General features: G+C 36.1%; 23 protein-coding genes and 1 pseudogene. 13 read left to right on the top strand and 11 right to left on the bottom strand.

Annotated elements, in window-relative coordinates:
- Positions 1 to 196: 196 nt before the first annotated feature.
- Positions 197 to 688: a phosphatidylglycerophosphatase A family protein gene (locus tag KI369_RS23735; protein WP_087959426.1), complete on the bottom strand. Its 492-nt coding sequence runs from the start codon at positions 686 to 688 to the stop codon at positions 197 to 199.
- A gap of 120 nt (positions 689 to 808) precedes the next feature.
- Here KI369_RS23735 and yutH point away from each other — a divergent pair, with 120 nt between their 5' ends.
- Positions 809 to 1,810, top strand: a complete 1,002-nt coding sequence (gene yutH, locus KI369_RS23740) for a spore coat putative kinase YutH (RefSeq protein WP_000581274.1) — start codon at positions 809 to 811, stop codon at positions 1,808 to 1,810.
- Between the two features lie 61 nt (positions 1,811 to 1,871).
- Here the strand turns inward: yutH and KI369_RS23745 are convergent, their stop codons facing one another.
- Positions 1,872 to 2,087, bottom strand: coding sequence for a hypothetical protein (locus KI369_RS23745; RefSeq protein ID WP_001125498.1), 216 nt, complete (start codon positions 2,085 to 2,087; stop codon positions 1,872 to 1,874).
- Positions 2,088 to 2,529: 442 nt separating this feature from the next.
- Positions 2,530 to 2,766, bottom strand: coding sequence for a NifU family protein (locus tag KI369_RS23750; protein ID WP_000431159.1), 237 nt, complete (start codon positions 2,764 to 2,766; stop codon positions 2,530 to 2,532).
- 206 nt (positions 2,767 to 2,972) lie between these two features.
- Here KI369_RS23750 and KI369_RS23755 point away from each other — a divergent pair, with 206 nt between their 5' ends.
- From KI369_RS23755 to phnA, 6 genes are all read left to right on the top strand, one after another.
- The gene (locus tag KI369_RS23755; RefSeq protein WP_113712100.1) at positions 2,973 to 3,281 is read left to right on the top strand and encodes a YuzD family protein; all 309 of its coding nucleotides are present in this window, start codon (positions 2,973 to 2,975) and stop codon (positions 3,279 to 3,281) included.
- On the top strand, positions 3,250 to 4,125 hold the full coding sequence (locus tag KI369_RS23760) for a nucleotidyltransferase domain-containing protein (RefSeq protein ID WP_212957634.1): 876 nt from the start codon (positions 3,250 to 3,252) through the stop codon (positions 4,123 to 4,125). The genes KI369_RS23755 and KI369_RS23760 overlap by 32 nt, the downstream gene beginning before the upstream one ends.
- 101 nt (positions 4,126 to 4,226) lie before the next feature.
- Positions 4,227 to 4,904, top strand: a complete 678-nt coding sequence (locus KI369_RS23765) for a CPBP family intramembrane glutamic endopeptidase (RefSeq protein ID WP_212957636.1) — start codon at positions 4,227 to 4,229, stop codon at positions 4,902 to 4,904.
- Between the two features lie 327 nt (positions 4,905 to 5,231).
- Positions 5,232 to 6,026: a DUF2628 domain-containing protein gene (locus KI369_RS23770; protein WP_212957644.1), complete on the top strand. Its 795-nt coding sequence runs from the start codon at positions 5,232 to 5,234 to the stop codon at positions 6,024 to 6,026.
- A 74-nt stretch (positions 6,027 to 6,100) separates the two neighbouring features.
- Positions 6,101 to 6,778: a hypothetical protein gene (locus KI369_RS23775; RefSeq protein ID WP_212957646.1), complete on the top strand. Its 678-nt coding sequence runs from the start codon at positions 6,101 to 6,103 to the stop codon at positions 6,776 to 6,778.
- A gap of 203 nt (positions 6,779 to 6,981) precedes the next feature.
- Positions 6,982 to 7,323 (top strand): alkylphosphonate utilization operon protein PhnA, encoded by a 342-nt coding sequence (phnA, locus tag KI369_RS23780; protein WP_000212737.1) that lies wholly within the window; start codon positions 6,982 to 6,984, stop codon positions 7,321 to 7,323.
- A 94-nt stretch (positions 7,324 to 7,417) separates the two neighbouring features.
- Here phnA and KI369_RS23785 read toward each other — a convergent pair whose 3' ends face one another.
- The 4 genes from KI369_RS23785 to KI369_RS23800 all read right to left on the bottom strand — a co-directional run bounded on the left by KI369_RS23785 (position 7,418) and on the right by KI369_RS23800 (position 10,390).
- Entirely contained in the window at positions 7,418 to 8,215 is a 798-nt protein-coding gene (locus KI369_RS23785) for an ABC transporter permease (RefSeq protein WP_097843794.1), read from the bottom strand.
- The gene (locus tag KI369_RS23790; protein WP_212957649.1) at positions 8,199 to 8,858 is read right to left on the bottom strand and encodes an ABC transporter ATP-binding protein; all 660 of its coding nucleotides are present in this window, start codon (positions 8,856 to 8,858) and stop codon (positions 8,199 to 8,201) included. Before KI369_RS23790 ends, KI369_RS23785 begins: the two co-directional genes overlap by 17 nt.
- A 54-nt stretch (positions 8,859 to 8,912) precedes the next feature.
- Complete coding sequence (locus KI369_RS23795) at positions 8,913 to 9,086, bottom strand: aspartyl-phosphate phosphatase Spo0E family protein (RefSeq protein WP_212957650.1); 174 nt, start codon at positions 9,084 to 9,086, stop codon at positions 8,913 to 8,915.
- A 233-nt stretch (positions 9,087 to 9,319) separates the two neighbouring features.
- Entirely contained in the window at positions 9,320 to 10,390 is a 1,071-nt protein-coding gene (locus tag KI369_RS23800) for an NAD(P)/FAD-dependent oxidoreductase (RefSeq protein ID WP_212957652.1), read from the bottom strand.
- Between the two features lie 350 nt (positions 10,391 to 10,740).
- On the opposite strand from KI369_RS23800, the gene KI369_RS23805 reads away from it, so the two are divergent.
- From KI369_RS23805 to KI369_RS23815, 3 genes are all read left to right on the top strand, one after another.
- Entirely contained in the window at positions 10,741 to 10,980 is a 240-nt protein-coding gene (locus tag KI369_RS23805) for a YuzB family protein (RefSeq protein WP_000595026.1), read from the top strand.
- A gap of 244 nt (positions 10,981 to 11,224) precedes the next feature.
- Entirely contained in the window at positions 11,225 to 12,091 is an 867-nt protein-coding gene (dapF, locus tag KI369_RS23810; RefSeq protein ID WP_000077386.1) for a diaminopimelate epimerase, read from the top strand.
- Positions 12,092 to 12,132: 41 nt separating this feature from the next.
- Positions 12,133 to 12,486, top strand: coding sequence for a HesB/IscA family protein (locus KI369_RS23815; protein WP_000573830.1), 354 nt, complete (start codon positions 12,133 to 12,135; stop codon positions 12,484 to 12,486).
- A 106-nt stretch (positions 12,487 to 12,592) separates the two neighbouring features.
- On the opposite strand, the gene KI369_RS23820 is transcribed toward KI369_RS23815, so the two are convergent.
- Positions 12,593 to 13,156, bottom strand: a complete 564-nt coding sequence (locus tag KI369_RS23820) for a GNAT family N-acetyltransferase (RefSeq protein WP_212957654.1) — start codon at positions 13,154 to 13,156, stop codon at positions 12,593 to 12,595.
- Between the two features lie 196 nt (positions 13,157 to 13,352).
- Here KI369_RS23820 and KI369_RS23825 point away from each other — a divergent pair, with 196 nt between their 5' ends.
- On the top strand, positions 13,353 to 13,457 hold the full coding sequence (locus KI369_RS23825; protein WP_212957656.1) for a methyltransferase: 105 nt from the start codon (positions 13,353 to 13,355) through the stop codon (positions 13,455 to 13,457).
- 106 nt (positions 13,458 to 13,563) lie between these two features.
- Entirely contained in the window at positions 13,564 to 13,917 is a 354-nt protein-coding gene (locus tag KI369_RS23830; RefSeq protein WP_212957658.1) for a YxeA family protein, read from the top strand.
- Between the two features lie 28 nt (positions 13,918 to 13,945).
- On the opposite strand, the gene KI369_RS23835 is transcribed toward KI369_RS23830, so the two are convergent.
- A complete protein-coding gene (locus tag KI369_RS23835; protein ID WP_212957660.1) occupies positions 13,946 to 14,407 on the bottom strand; it encodes a 2-thiouracil desulfurase family protein in 462 nt (153 codons plus the stop codon).
- Between the two features lie 79 nt (positions 14,408 to 14,486).
- On the opposite strand from KI369_RS23835, the gene KI369_RS23840 reads away from it, so the two are divergent.
- Positions 14,487 to 15,368: a helix-turn-helix domain-containing protein gene (locus KI369_RS23840; protein WP_212957662.1), complete on the top strand. Its 882-nt coding sequence runs from the start codon at positions 14,487 to 14,489 to the stop codon at positions 15,366 to 15,368.
- Between the two features lie 17 nt (positions 15,369 to 15,385).
- Here the strand turns inward: KI369_RS23840 and KI369_RS23845 are convergent, their stop codons facing one another.
- Complete coding sequence (locus tag KI369_RS23845; protein ID WP_097817476.1) at positions 15,386 to 16,633, bottom strand: MFS transporter; 1,248 nt, start codon at positions 16,631 to 16,633, stop codon at positions 15,386 to 15,388.
- A 175-nt stretch (positions 16,634 to 16,808) separates the two neighbouring features.
- Positions 16,809 to 16,911 (bottom strand): annotated as a pseudogene (locus tag KI369_RS23850) (GyrI-like domain-containing protein); the annotation flags it as partial.

Consider the following 16,911-nt stretch of genomic DNA (forward strand, 5'->3'; position numbering starts at 1 on the left):
GAATACGAAAGACCGTCAGTATGAAACTGACGGTCTTTCATATTTTATCCCGCTTTAATGGGCAGTAAGACCTCCACCTCAAAATTCAGCGAAAGCAAAGAATTTAAGTGGGGGTCGGGCTGTCCATTAAAGTCCGATTGGTTCGACTAATAATCAGTGGGGGATGAAGAAAACCCCCACTGATTAAAGGCTCACTTTATTCCGAATGCTCAGCTCTGTGTGCTAAGCGGCTTGAAGCAGCGGCAGCGATTCCGCCAACGATATCATCAAGGAATGTATGCACCTTTCCAGATGATTTATCATTTAAGTATTCTAAAATACCAGGTTTTAATTTATCGATATATCCAAAGTTCGTGAAACCGATAGAGCCGTACACGTTAACGATAGAAAGTGCGATTACTTCATCAATTCCGTATAAGCCTTCATCACGTTTTACGATATCTTGTAACGGCTCACTTAACATTCCTTTTTCAGCAAGGACATCGAGTTCGATACCTGTAATCAGTGCGTTTTGTACTTCACGTTTTGATAATACGCGCTCAACGTTATAACGGCATTCTGACATCTCTAAATTTGGATGATATTTTTTTTGAAGAAAATGAACAAGTTCAGCAATATCGTCAATTGTTACACCGCGTTCTTGTAATAGTTGTAATGCTCTTTCTTGTAGTTGATTTGATTCTTTCATGATTATCACCTTTTTTTCTTTTTAGTATTTGTATACGTTTCGTTGCTTTATCATGTGCATAGGAATGAAAGGCGAGCACAAGCTCATATATATATAGAAAAACCATAGGTGGCGACTGCGATGATTCATCATATTTATGAGCATTATCACATGCATGTTAAAGAATTAATCCCCCTTGGCCCCTATAAAAGCTTTTGGATTCGCAACAAAATTTATGTACTTGTTCCAATTGGAGAAATGGAGGAAGAAGTACTTGTAGAGATGAAAAAGCTCAGTGACTATATGAACCAGCAAGGGGATATAACTGTAGCGACTTTCGTTCCGACTATACACGGCTACTATGTAAGTGAGATAGAAGAACAAAATTACTGCTTATTAAAAGGTATGCGTGCATTAGAACGACATGCTACATCATTAGGAAGTGAGCTTTCGATCTTCCATAAACGAGGTGCATTCTTTCCAGAAGAAATCGAGCAATTAAGCCGCATTGGTGAATGGAAAGCGTTATGGGAAAAAAGGCTCGATCAATTAGAAAAGTTTTGGCAATCACAAGTGATGAACCACCCTACAGACGTATTCGATCAATTGTTTATTGAATCCTTCCCGTATTACTTAGGAGTTGCAGAAAATGCAATTCAGTATGTAGTTGATACAGAGATGGATGATACGCCGCAAATGACCGATGCAGCAACAATTTGCCAAGAACGATTTACACCCTTATTATGGCATCAAACGAAGCGTCTCAAACTACCTTTTGATTGGGTGTATGATCACCCAACTCGAGATATGGCAGAATTAATCCGCTATATGATGATAGAAAAAAAGAAAGACTGGGAGCAAACAATCGTTCAATTTGTTACAGATTATGAACGAAATTATTCGCTGTCCTCATTTGGTTGGCGCTTATTATTTGCAAGGCTCCTGTTCCCGCTTCACTATTTTGAAACAGTTGAACGATATTACCAAACGGGAAACGAAGAACAAAAAAGCATATATAGAGATCGCTTAGAAGCCATTTTACACGATGTGAACCGCTCAGAGCAATTTATGAAGCATTTTTATGGCTCACTTCGTTTACCAGTTGATAAGCTCGGGATTAGAAAATTAGATTGGTTATCTTAAAAATATAAAAAAGAGACCGAGTGAGGTCTCTTTTTTATATACCACAATTGTATGTAATACATTATGCCCCTACCTGCTGATCTGTACATATATTTAAAACGAATTGATGCCTTTCGAGCTTTTCATTTACTTTACCCAATAATTCTTGCTGAATTTCTTTAAATAAAAATTGATAGCTTGTATTCCATGTTGGTATAACGGATGAAAGGCCTAATAAATACTCTTTTTTCTTTTCTAGTTCTTGAATTGTTAAAAAAGTGTTCCCCATTTTTGGCATGTGTCGTCCCCCTATGTTTTTTACTTTATATGTGTGAACGATTCACTATATAGTATCAATTATCGCATTTTTTGAGAAGGATTTCCAATTTTGTTTTATGATGTTAAAGGAGAAGTGTTATTTGAATAAAAAAAGAGACCCATTTGGGTCTCTTTCTAGGAAGCGATTCTGAACGAGCCGCTTTCGCTTTTAGATTAATATCTAGCTCCAGCGGCTAAAATGTTCGGTGGCTTCGCTTCTTCCGCCGAGGCAAAAAGCGCCTCTATGTCAGAAGCTCCATCCTCCTCACATTTTGAACGAGCCGCTTCCGCTTTTAGATTAATATCCAGCTCCAGCGGCTAGAACAGTCGGCCATTTCGCGCCTTCCTGTGAGGCAAAAAGCGCCTCTTCGTCAGGAGCTCCAATGACCTCCTGTTCTGAACGAGCCGCTTCTGCTTTTAGATTAAAATACTTGTTCTACTTCGATAACGCCTGGTACTTCTTCAAGTAATGCGCGTTCGATACCAGCTTTTAGTGTGATTGTAGAACTTGGGCAGCTTCCGCATGCACCCATAAGGCGTAATTTTACGATACCTTCTTCAATGTCTACTAACTCAACGTCTCCGCCATCACGAAGTAAGAATGGACGTAATTTATCTAATACTTCTAGTACTTGTTCTTGCATATGTGGGTTTTCCATTTTTATCGACTCCTTTCATCAGTTTTATTATAATCAAGATAGAGGGGAAAATCTATTTTTTCTGTTCTTGTTTTAATGTCGAAATTTTTTATCATGTTTACAACGTGTTTTTTCAGTATAGGGGTATGGAATAAGTTTGTAAAATGATGTGCTTATGTACTAAGACATCTGAATATACTGTTGAAACAAGAAGTGGGGGAGAAGAAATGGTTAATGTGCAAGTGTATGGGACGAAAGTAATTTGTGCGAGCTGCGTTGGAATGCCATCTTCAACAGAAACGTTTGAGTGGTTACAAGCGGCGATTGGTCGTAAATATGAAGGACAAGAAAATAAATTTAATTTCGAGTATATTGATTTTCAAGAAGAACAACAAGATGAAGAGAAAAAAGCATTCGCCGAGCGAGTAGTGGAAGAAGATTTATTTTATCCGGTCGTTCTTGTAAATGGAGAAATTGTTGGAGAAGGAAATCCTCGTTTGAAGGATGTTTACGAAGAAATCGAGAAATATTTATAAAGCAGGAAGTCTTTGCGAATTTGCAAAGGCTTTTTTTATTGGAGGGATAGATGTGAAAAATGGAGTGAAGCATGCGTTACCAACAGAAGTACAACAGTTAATGGAGCGGTACACAGTAGAATTAAAAGAAATTTTTTTAGATGAAAAAATAGTCGGGGTATATATTTACGGCTCCATCGCACTCGGTGCATTTCATGCAGAAACGAGCGATGTTGATTTTGTTACGGTAATAAGTGATTCTATGAATGAAGCTGAAAAACAGCAACTTGTAGAATTACATAAGAAACTTAGTGAGAGTACGTTAGGTAAAAGGATGGACGGTATGTATATTCCGCTTGCTGATTTAGGAAAATACAATGATGAAATGAATGAGTACGTGTATTGTGCAGATGGTAAGGCGGATATTGGTCATTGGGATATTAATGCGGTCACATGGTGGACGTTAAAAAATCAAGGTATTACAGTTACCGGGAAAGAAGCGGAAGATCTTTCGTTTCAAATAAGGTGGGATGATGTAGTAAATACGATGAAATACAACGTAGAACAGTACTGGAGTGAAAAAGCGAAGCAGCCATATTTATTTTTCGTAGAAGAGTGGGTAGAATCAGCGGTCGTTACGATGGGGCGTATTTTATATACACTAGATCATAAAACAATCGTTTCAAAAGATAGAGGGTTACAATACTTATTAGAACATTCAGCGGAGGAATGGGAGCTTTTATTAAAAGAAGTAGCGAGGATACGGCAGAACCCAAAAGAAAAGCGAATGCTCTCAAGGTGGAGAAGGGCAGATATGACGAAGAGGTATTTGCTTCACTTAATTGAGACGTGTAGAGAGAAATGATAGGGAAGAAAATGGACAATACAGTTGGTTGTATTGTCTTTTTTTATATTGCATTTGGTATATAATGGTTAAAAAGGTTTAATTATACTGGAGGGGATATGATGGACACGGAATTAGTTACATATAAAGAAAAGAATGTACAAATGAGTATGCGCGAAGTAATCAGTATGATAGTAATTATTTTTGGGGTCATGTATGGAGTGGGTTTTTTGAACATTATATATGACTCTTCCTTATATCCATGGTATGTAGATCATCTTATTCCACCTTTAACATTTCTTACTATTATTTTAATATATGCACCCGCAAGAAATTACTGTGTGCAGTTAATAAAATCAATGCAGTTTAATAATTTAAAACATTATGTAACGATAGTAATGGCGATGATTGTACTACTTATATATCTTGCAGTATTAAATGTAGTTTTACCACATGGGCTTGGGGTGAATGAATCTAGTATAGTAATAGAGCCTACTAAAAGTGAAATCATTTTATACGTAGTGGTACTCACCACTTTTGCACCGATTTGGGAAGAACTTTTATTTCGGGGGATGTTTTTCACAAAATTATCTCAGCGCTTTTCTACACTTACTAGTATTGTTATAAGTGCTTTTATATTTACTTTAGGACATCCACTTACTTTAGGTGGTGTTTTATATATTTTTGGTGGCGGTATATGTTTAGCTTATACGTATAAGAAAACAAATAACTTACTCGTCCCATGGGGGATTCATTTATTAAATAATGCATTTTTTATATTAGTAAATTTTCAACTGTAAAAAGACGCCTTTTGAAAAGGGCGTCTTTCGTATTTTGTAGTAGGTAGAAAAGGCTTTACACGTATTGTGTAGGAGTAAGGTAATACAAAATATAAATAGTTTCATGTGAAACATTTTATTATCAAATATACAAAATGCTTAACTTAGTGTATTAAACCCATCATTCATAAGTATTCTAATATATTAAAAAGTAAAATGGAATAATAAACGAGAAATTGTCGGAATATATTCGATTTCCGTTCATTTTTATGAAATATATGTACTTTTTGTTAGATTCCTTCTTTTTCTTTCTATAAAATACACGTATGTAGAAAGAAGAAAAGGATGATGTACGTGAAGGACACTGTTTTACAAGAAACAATTTCTCCGCAAGAGTTACATAAAGTTGTTCAAAAGAATACAGCTTATTATGACTTTAAGTGGGGCAAAGTAGAAAATCCAGCGCAAGGGAATACGTGGAATTGGGTAGCCTTTTTCTTCCCAACTTTTTGGTTAGCTTATCGTAAAATGTATAAGTTGTTTATTATACTTACGTTATTGGCGGTACCTAGTATCGTTGTAACTCCTTTTATAGATATTCCAGATGGGATTTATTTAACATGCAGTTTAGTTCTTCAATTAGGAATGATGATATTTACTGGATGGCAAGGAAACCGTTTATATTATAAGCATGCTGTTCGTGTTCTACATAAGGGAGAAGGTACGCTTGATCGTGAGAAGGCGTATTACTTACAATCAAAGGGCAGTGCTAGTTTTGCTGGCATGATTGGTTTACAAGTTATAGTGATGATAGTATTTGGTGGAGCTATGTTCGGACTCTCACTTTTACCAACTGAGCCGAATATTAAAAATGTCGTTCGTTCAAGTAGTGAAGGTATTACTTTAGAGATTATGACGGATAATCCAACTTGGAAGTTTGTGAAGAAAGAACAAGATTATGATGTAGTAGAGTTTACTGGTTATGATTATACGGAGAAGAAAAACGTGAAAATTAAATTTGCTGTTTATTTTAGTGAAGACTATTTTGAATGGCAAGAAGTATATGAGAATAATAAGAAATTGAGTGAAGATGAGTTAGAAGAGTATCAATTTTACATTGAAGAAAATGGTTGGGGATTCTAGTCAGAACCCGTTCATTTTGAAAAGGAGAATCTTGTGAAGGTTCTTCTTTTTATATATTAGGAGGAAAAGGTAGTATGATAGATGTTCATTTTTATGATTGGGCTAAGAAACGTCCTAAAAAACATTATAATCGATTACATGAAATGAGAATTTTTGAATTAATTTTTTCGAAGAAGTTAAATAGCTTGGATCTTGGATTAGAAACTGTAGAAAATATAGATATATATTGCCTAGCAAACCCTAATGAAGATATTTCTTATGAACTACATGAGGCTCTGGAGAAGATTCGTATATTCGTGCCTTATGATTATATGCAATTTTTAAATTTGGAATCAGTTGAGGAGAAATATAAGCATTTTTGTGAGTTGGTTCATCTCTACGTTGTACCAGCTATTGAAAAATATTCAAAAATATCATTAGAAATGATTAAAGAGTATGTGAATGAAGCGCTTCAAGAAATAGAGAAAGAGAATTACGAGATTGTGTTTTTAGTGGATAAAACACCGAAGAAGAGCCCAAGCCGAAAGAAAACAGCTATATTAAAAGGAATTCATCGTTCGGAAGGATTTCAGCTAATGTGTCAAGTGTATAACGATAAAGGGCTAAGAGTGGTAAATAAATTGCTCGTAGAAGAAGTAGGGAATGAAGTAGTCTACTCTAGATTTTTAGGTAAACTAAAATGGGAAAATGAGCACTTAATAATAGTGAAATCTAAGACAAGCAGTTGGATGGAAGAAGTACACGTCGAATAAGCTAATTAACGAAAAATGTGAACACAAAACACCATACGAATTGAAATTTTGTAAAATACAATAAAAAATGAGAATTTGAGGTAGGGTTGTCAATAACGTAAGACTATGGCACTATAAAGAAATGCTATACAAATTTTATTTATCGAGATGTAAACATCAATTTTGATTTTTACGTATAAATAATGAACGGAGGAAATGAATTTATGGCTACTTTACCAAATTGTCCAAAATGTAATTCAGAATATACGTATGAGGATGGCGTTCTTTTCGTATGTCCAGAATGTGCTCATGAGTGGGGCCAAGAAGCAGAAGCTGAAAATAATGATGGTGCAAAAGTTGTAAAAGATGCGAACGGAAACGTTCTTCAAGACGGCGATGCTGTTACTGTCATTAAAGATTTAAAAGTAAAAGGAACTTCTTCAGTTGTGAAGATCGGTACGAAAGTAAAGAGTATCCGTCTAGTTGATGGCGATCACGATATTGATTGTAAAATCGACGGTTTCGGAGCTATGAAGTTAAAATCACAGTTCGTTAAGAAGGCGTAAGTAAAAAGAGGAGGCGAATGGGCCTCCTCTTTTTATTATGTCATTTTTTGTCGGTAAGTCGATATGATTTCATTTACCCTGAACAGTGAATCATTTACCGTGCACTATAGTCAACCTCTTTCAACTGACACCGCTTATTAAAGAATGTTTTATATCCAAGCTGTAAGAAGATAATAACAGCAAAGGCAGTGCTTCCGGAAATACCAAGTATAATTGCGATTTGATATTGAATGGCTGTAAATGGTGATACACCAGATAAGATTTGTCCTGTCATCATGCCTGGTAAGCTTATAATTCCCATTCCGACCATAGAATTGATCGTTGGTAAAATGGCAGAGTCAAAAGCGTCGCGTATGAGTGGAGCAGTGGCTTCTTTCGGCGTTGCGCCGAGCATAAGTGCTCCTTCAATTTGACCTCTTTGCGATTTCATATTGTTTAAGAACGTATTTGCACCGAGAGAAACACCAGTCATAGCATTTCCAACTAACATTCCGGTAATCGGAACGATATATTGCGGTGCATACCAAGGGTCATGTCCGATAATAACAAAGATAAATAGTAGAAGTGGCCCAATTGATCCGGCAACCATGGAAAGGGCGGCTACTCGTTTTAAGTCTTTTGACATTGGGATGTTAACTCGTTTATAAATATTAAAAATTGCAAAGGTAGTAATAGAAGTAATAAGGGCAATTGTATAAAATGGATTACTGTTTTCAAATACGTATGTAAGGACATAGGCAACAAGTACGAGCTGAATCGTCATACGGAATGTTGCGAGTGCAATTTGTTTTTCACGCGGAATCCCTTTTAATTTTACAAGTCCAATTAAAATAAGAATAAAAATATATGCAGCGGCAAGTTGCCAAATTTGGAGTTCAATAACGCCCTTCAATTGAGAGCACTTCCTTTCTAGTTGCACCGTTTGTTTTACTAATTTCAATAATATCGTCCGCAATTTCTTCTGGAAGTTGTTGAGAGTGTGTGATGAAGATAACTGTTTTTTTCTTTTCTCTTGCTAGCGTAGTAAATTGTTTCATAACGCGGCGTTCTGTATCGCTATCTAGCGCCGATGTTGGTTCATCTAATAAATAAACTGGTGGATCCATAAGTACGATACGTGCAAAAGCGAGTCGTTGTTTTTCCCCGCCTGATAAGGAATCAGCGTTGTCTTCTAAATTTTTTTCTAAGCTAACCGTCATTAATGCGCTACGCAGGGCATCATCATTGGGAAATGGTTTTTCAGAAAGACGAAGTCCCATTAATAGATTGTCTTTAATCGTTCCATCAAAAATAGGTGGCGTTTGCCCAAGCATGACTACGTCACGTCGTAATTGAATAGGGGGATAATCAGAAATTAATTTTCCATTATATTCAATTGTACCGGATGTTGGAGATTGTAAATCATTTAACATGCGGAGCAATGTACTTTTTCCGCTCCCACTCTCACCGATAATACACGTGATTTTTTCTTTTTGAATCTGTAAATAAGGAATGTGTAGTATATCTTTATAGGTAACGTCTTTTAATATAAACATAAATGGCTCCTTTCTGATTCTATTTATATCGTATCAAAAAAGAGAAGATAACGGTTATAAAGAGCAGCGTTTTTTCTTCGTCTTGAGTTTTATTAACAAGTTAAGTAAACGATCTAATTCTTGGCTGAAAGAAATTACTTTATCATGAGTGAATCCGTACTTTTCAACGAGATAGATCAATTCTTTCTTCTTCGCTTCTATTCGATCGTTTAGTTTCGTTACGTTCATAAGTGAAATGGAATACCTCCTGTAAAAGTATTTACAACATAAAAAATAAGACCGAATGACTTCGGTCTTAAAGGAAATAATAAAACAACTTATAAATAGCATACACTGTTTATCAATAGTTTTTAATATGAAAATGAAAAATAAATCATCATTCATATTGAGAAAGATGTGTCTGATAATTATATTTTAACTCATAAAAGAGACTGCCTATTTAGTAGACAGTCTGTAAAGTATTAACCTTTATGATATTTGTACATCCAAAGAAGACCAGATTTTAATAATCTCGGTACACGTCCCATTAATGGTTGGTTTGCTAGTAAACCGAAGCCGTGCTTCTTCCCAAGAGAGCCGAGAACACCTTTTAATTTAATAACAGGTAGTTCGTCAGGAAGTGGTTCATTATTCCAACGTTTTAATAATATTTGGACAATTTGTTCTCCCTGACCTTCAGCAAGTTGTGCAGATGGAGCGTGTGGAAGTGCTGCGCAATCTCCTACAACATAAACGTGCTCGTTATTTGGAATATTGTGATATTTTGTTAAAACAACCCGTCCGCTACCATCTTGTTCAACTGGAAGGTTTCGAACAACTTCATTTGCTTGAATACCAGCTGTCCAGACGATTGCATCACATTCAAGTGGTTCATCGTGGTTGTACACAATATTTGGTTCTACTTTTGTAATGTTAGAGTTTCGTATAATAGAAACTTTATGTTTTACGAACCATTCTTCTACGTATCTACTTAGTTTCTCTGGATATGGGAATAGAATTCTATCTTTTCGATCAAATAAGTAAATTTTTAAATCAGAACGGCTTTCGCGAAGTTCACTTGCAACTTCAACGCCACTTAATCCAGCACCAACGACAGCTACTGTTGCATTTGGCTCTAGACTATTTAATTGTTCATATGTTTTACGTGTTTGTTCAATCGATTGTAGGCTATGCGTATATTCCTTCGCCCCAGGAACGTTATGATATTTATCCTCACAGCCAAGACCGATAATTAAATCATCATATTGGATCGCTTCACCGCCATCGAGATGAACAGCTTTTTCTTCGAGATCAATATTTGTTATTGTGCCGTATTGAATATTGAGGCGTGGGTGCTCAGGAAACGGTATACGAATATGCGTTTCTGAAATTGTACCCGCTACTAATGCATAATATTCAGTTTTGAAACAATGATATGGTACTTTGTCGATTAATGTCACTTGTACATCATCCGGAAGTTGGTTGCTTGGAAGTAGCCGCTGCAGAATTCTCATTCCACCGTAGCCGCCACCCAGTATTACGAGGTGTTTCATGATGGATTACCCCTTTTCTGTTGAAATATCCCCTAATCACACAATTTTATATTAATAAAATATTTTGACTTTACTCAATCAAATTATATCGAATTTGTGAACAAATAACAATGCATGAATGAATACTCTGTTGTACAATAAGAAGAAAAGTAAAGTAAACTGTTTTGCCTTTTTAGTTACTATTTCATTGCAAGTAGCATGTTATATAAAATAAAACCATCTACTTTGAAGTGAAATAGTGAAGTAACTAAATAGTTTAGAATGTATAACAAAAACAACAAGAGACAGCTTAGTTTTCTTCTTATAGATAGTCAGAAGGTAATTTGTTTTGTAGTACAGGGGGGAGAATTTTGATTAAACCATTAATTGAATTTTGTGTAGGTAACCTTGCGAGTGGTTCACAAGCAGCTTTAGAGAAATTAGAAAAAGATCCGAATTTAGATGTAATGGAGTATGGTTGTTTAGGATATTGTGGTATTTGTTTTGAGGGGCCGTTTGCACTTGTAAATGGTGAAGTTGTACAAGGTGCTACAGTAGAAGAACTTGTTAATAATGTATATGAGTATTTGGATGAAAATCCAATGTTTTAAGGTGTTGCAATCGGCAGCACCTTTTTCTTTTTCTATTAGATAAAATTTTATTTCGCAGGGGAGGATAATATTGTATATAAATAAAAAAAGGCCCTTTTAGAAGGGCATTTTTCTTACACAATTTGCGCAAGAATGGCTCATCGCCAAATGTTGTCAAATATGAGAAACGGGGGACATTCATATTGTGTTCTAAAAGCGTGCATTTTATACTGAACATAACAAATTATTTTTGGAGTGAATACAAATGAGCCAATTTTCTTTTACAAAAATGCATGGTCTTGGCAATAGTTATATATATGTAAATATGTTTGAAGAACAAATTCCTGAAGAAGATTTAGCTCTTGTGGCGGAAAAGGTTTCAAATATTAATACTGGTATTGGAGCAGATGGAATGATTTTAATTTGTCCATCTGACGTAGCTCCGGTGAAAATGCGCATGTTTAATAATGATGGATCAGAAGGAAAGAGCTGTGGTAACGGTTTACGCTGCGTAGCGAAATATGCGTATGAGCATAAACTAGTAGAAGATACAGTTTTCACAATTGAAACGTTAGCTGGCATTGTAACAGCGGAAGTAACGGTAGAAGAGGGGAAAGTTACGTTAGCGAAAATCGATATGGGAGCACCACGTTTAACACGTGCGGAAATACCGATGCTTGGTGAAGGTGAAACACCATTTATTCGTGAGAACTTCTTATACAATAATCATCGTTATGCATTTACAGCTGTTTCAATGGGGAATCCGCATGCGGTTATTTTTGTGGATGATGTAGAACAAGCACCTCTTACAACACTTGGTCCAGTCCTTGAGACACATGAAATGTTCCCAGAACGAGTAAATGTTGAATTTATCGAGATTTTGAATGAGGAAGAGATGAACTTCCGTGTTTGGGAACGAGGATCTGGTGTAACACAAGCTTGCGGAACAGGAGCGTGTGCTGCAGTTGTAGCCTCTATTTTAAATGGGAAAATGGAACGTGGTAAGGAAATTACAGTTCATTTAGCTGGTGGCGATTTAATGATTGCATGGACAGAAGAAGGCAATGTGTTAATGAAAGGACCAGCGGAAGTAATTTGCCGCGGAGTGTATGAGTACAAGATAGAAGCGTAAAGATGTATAATAGAATGAGAACAGAAAGGATGGTGTATTTCATGATTGAAGTAACAGAACAAGCAGCTTTTCAAATTAAAGATATGTTAAAAGATGCTGAAGATGGAGAGAAGTACGTGCGCCTTGCTGTACATGGCGGCGGATGTACTGGCCTTTCTTACGGCTTAGGATTTGAAGTAGAACCAAAAGAAGACGACACAGTTCTTGAGTTTTTCGGTGTTGAATTTGTTATCGATACAGAAAGTGCTCCAATTGTTAAAGGAGTAAAAATTGATTATAAACAATCGATGCTTGGCGGCGGATTCACAATCGACAATCCAAACGCAATCGCATCATGCGGATGTGGATCATCTTTCCGTACAGCGACGAATGCTGGTAAGCCAGAAGAGTGCTAAGTTTTTAGCAGAAATAGAAAAAGACCTTTTTAGCGATGGAATAAAATCGTTAAGGAGGTCTTTTCTTTTGCCGTAAAAGTCCAATTGGTAAGGGGTGATTAAAGTTTTATTTTATCTTTGCATAGATGCAAGTATCAGCTGGTTGTTTGCCATCAGCTGAAACATCTTCATTACGTAATATCCCTTCAAGCTCAAAACCTAATTTTTCAGGGATCGCACGACTTTTCGTGTTACTAGCTTCACATCGTATTTCAATCCTTCTAAATTTAAATAACTGAAATCCAAGGTTTGTTAACGCACTTACTGTTTCTGTTATATATCCACTGCCACTAAATCGCGTGTTAATCCAGTATCCAATTTCACATTTAGAAACCTTCCAATCAATTCCGTGAAGGCTAGCCGTTCCAATAAAAGCATTCGTTTCCTTATGGTAGATAAGGTAGCGAAAGCTTTCTCTTTTCAAAAAATCTAAATGCGCATTTCTTAGGAGAATTTCCGTTTCTTCAACAGTAGGAATGGACTGGAATAAAGACAACCATTGCTTTAATTCACGAATTGAATCTTGAATAGCTTCATGTACTACATTCCCTTCACCAGCTTGAAGTGGCGCTCGAAGAATGAGTCTATCTGTTTCTATTTGTAACGGAACATCTAATAAAATAGGATTCATATTATTTCTCCCCTCAAAACCTTTAAATTAGGACAGAATGAAACTTATGTAAAAAACTTTCGCTCAAAAGCTAGAAAACAATAAATATATATTCAATTCATCATTTAGAAATCCCTTTTCACATATTGAAAATGAAACCGTTAGTTGGATAAGGAATGATTATTTTTTTGTCTTTTGCATAATTAGAAGTTGGTTTATGTGTATGAAGAAGTTTAATGAAGTGATAGCCAATCATTCAAGTTTAGAGTCGGTACTCATGCCAATTGGTGACGGGATGACGGTTTCTAAAGTGAAGAAATAATTATTATCTTACAAAAGTGTAATGTTCATGTCATGTTTTTGAATTTCTTCTTTAAGCTCTGGGCTTTAAGATAAGAATATAAGAAAAAACATATGAGGTGAAGGAAATGAAAAGATATATTGCACTGTTTAGTATTTTAGTTGTATTCGCAAGCCTGTTAGTTGGTTGTGATATTAATCGTATGGGGAAAGATGAGTATTACGTTCAAATCACAGCTGATGGAATGGAAAAAAATGAGAAGGCTGATAGCGGAGAGCCATACAAATATTTTGAGTATAAATTAAAAGGATTCGATAAAGACGGAAAAGAAAAAGAATTAGAATTCACAGCTCAAAAAAATCTTCGTAAAGATGCATTCTTACGCGTATACAATTCAGATAAAAAAGGTGTAACAGCTTGGGAAGAAGTTAAGAAAGATGAGCTTCCTGCGAAAGTGAAAGAAAAATTAGGTGCAAAATAAGAAAGAAAAAAGGAATTGACGAACAGGGTCAATTCCTTTTTATATTTTCAAAATCCTCTTCTGAAATGACTGTAAAGCCATGTCTTTTGAATAAAGCAGTTGTTACTCCGTAACCAGTTTGTTTATTGCCGTTAAATTCTCCAGTGTAAATTGTAGAACTACCACAAGATGGGCTGCGTTCCTTTAAAATAATATATTCTGGATGTAAATCTTTCATTTGTTCTAGAGCTTTATAAGCCCCACTCACGAAAGATTCCGTGACATCTTCACCGTCTTTTGTCATCACTTTCGCTTTTCCATCCAAAACGTCATCGCCATCCCCTCCGACAATTTCAGCTGAAGGGCGAGGCGTTGGCAATCCTCCTAATACTTCAGGACAAATGAGGACGGTATCTTCTTGTTGTAGTAGCTCCTCTATTTTTGAAACGAGATTGTCATTCCCGTCATATCGACAAGCAATACCACCTAAACAAGCGCTAATTACGATCATGTTTTCATCTCCAATAAAAAATATTAATTATCACGCCAAATTCCCTTCCTGCCTCTTATTTATAAATGAGGTGATAAAAATGGGAAGCTTATATAACTTAATGAAACCATATAGTGAATTTCGAAGTAAAGAAGAGTTTAATACATATCAAAAACAAGTTTTGAAGTGCTACCGATTTCAATTAAATAAAACGGATGCTACCATTATTCATTTTTTAGGAAAGTATGCAGTGAATGAGAAACAGAAAACAGTGGGAGTTGCTTGTCCGTTAATGGAGACGATTGCGATGAATGTTGGAAAGAGCATTCGTACAGTACGCCGCTCAATTGCAAAGTTAGAGGAACTAGGAATTATAAAGCGTGTTGCGACAAAAGAAAGACATAGGCGCGGCGGATATAGTGCGAACTTATATGTATTTCTTATATCTGCAATTGACCGCATGGATGACCGTATGAAAATGTCCGCATGTGAAAGTGATGATCGTGTAGATGGCTGTAGTAAAAATGAGCAAAAAAGTGAAGGGGAAACAATTTTTTCTAAAAACATTCCACAAATAAAAGAGAATAGAAAAGAAACGTACGAACTTGATGAGACGTATTGCCGCCACGATATACCGAAGCCTTTTATATACGCACTTGTGCCGTTGACGCGTAATCCGAAGAAGATTAATTTATTTTGGAGTAAGGTGGAACTTGCATATAAAAAGAGCGGGTTACTAGAGCAAGGTGTGTTACTGGAGCAAATATTAGCTGATGAAGAAGTGTATGGAAACTTCATTTGGCGAGTGAAGAGTGTTGTGAGAGCGTATAAATACGGGGAAATCCGTAAAAATGTTAAGGCGCTTTTATATAGTACAGTGCGGGATCTATTTTTAGAGGTTGGATTAGAATGGGGAGCAGCTGTGAGGAGAAGTAAGGGGATACCGTTATTTGACCCGTTTAAAAAGGAGCCATGCGTATAACACATGACTCCAAGTAGTTAATCAAACTTTCTTACAACTGGAACACGAATCGCTACAAATAGTACGAAGACGATAACGGCGATTGCACCGCTTTTCATAACGGTTACGATTGGAATTCCTATTGCAAGTGCAATTGATGTGAATGCATAAGAAAGCGGGATAAAGCCCATTGATGATAACATAAGTAAACTCATTACGCGCCCCATCATTTCTTCTTTTACTGTCGATTGAATCATCGCCATAAGCGGAACGATAGCCATTGCGATTGTAATACCGTAAAACATGCCAGCTAATAATGCTTGCCAAAGTACGGTGCTAAAGTTGATGGATAAGAAGAATACACCAGACAGTAGCATCATGATAATGCAAAATAGACCGCGTCTACGATTGATATTTTTTAAACCGACAATGACAGCACCTATTGCCATTCCGCCTCCTACAGACGCTTCTAAGTAACTAAACTGAAGCGAATCACCGTGCAGAACATTTTTAACGAAAAGCGGGAAACCGACTTGCATCGGACCAATTAAAAATAAGTTTAAAAAGGCGCTACAAAGAAGGAAAGTTGAAAGGAATGGTGATTCCTTTACGTATAAAATTCCTTCTTTAATAGAAGTGAACATGCCTTTGTCTGTATTTTGCTGCTCGGGCATCGTAAATTGTATTTTTTGAACGAGTATAGCTGCGACGATCAGTAACAAAATCGTGATCGAAAAGATCGTTTCATAGTTCGTAAATTTGATAAGAATTCCGCCAAGTACAGGGCCTAAGATGACCGACGCTTGGTTTGTCATTTGTGTAAGTGAGTTTGCTTGTGTTAACCGGCTTTTTTCTACAAGTTCAGGTAAGATAGACCCGTCAGCTGACCAGAAAAAAGCATCAGCAAGTCCAAAGAATAAAGCGAATAGAGCAAATGTATATAGTGTTACATCACCTACAATGAACCATGTGAGGATGGTTGCGACAAGAATGGCACGAATAATATTAGAGTAAAACATAATGTTTTTTTTCGGGAATTTATCAGCTACAGCGCCGCCGATAATCATAAAAATAAGCCTTGGAACACTAAGAGCTACGAAAACAACACCGAGTGAAGCTTCAAGGTTTAATGTTTTTGCTATGTACCACGTTTGTGAAAAAGTAAAAAAGGCTAAAGCAAAACTTGAAAAAAGAGTAGCTGCCCAAAGAAAAAGGAAATTCGTATTTTTTAATAACGGTTTTCCGCTTCCCTCTAAAGCAGATTTATTTTGTTGTAGTTCCTCCATATTGCTTCCTTTCTATGTGACAAATTTAAACTAAAAAACCTATTAACAATCGTTTTATACAGTTTCTAATATTTCTATACTGCACTTTCTCATTGTAGACAATAATGTTGGGTTTGCACAGTGGCTATTTAACGACAAAAAAGAAGATACCAAATGGTATCTTCTTTTTTGTCGTTCAGGCTAATGCAATATAAATATCCAATTGTACGTTGTTTGGGTCTAACGCTCTTTCATCATAAAGCTCAAAGTCTGTTGTAAAAGCACGTTTGTTTTCTTTT

Source organism: Bacillus sanguinis, assembly GCF_018332475.1.
Classification (GTDB): Bacteria; Bacillota; Bacilli; order Bacillales; family Bacillaceae_G; genus Bacillus_A; species Bacillus_A sanguinis.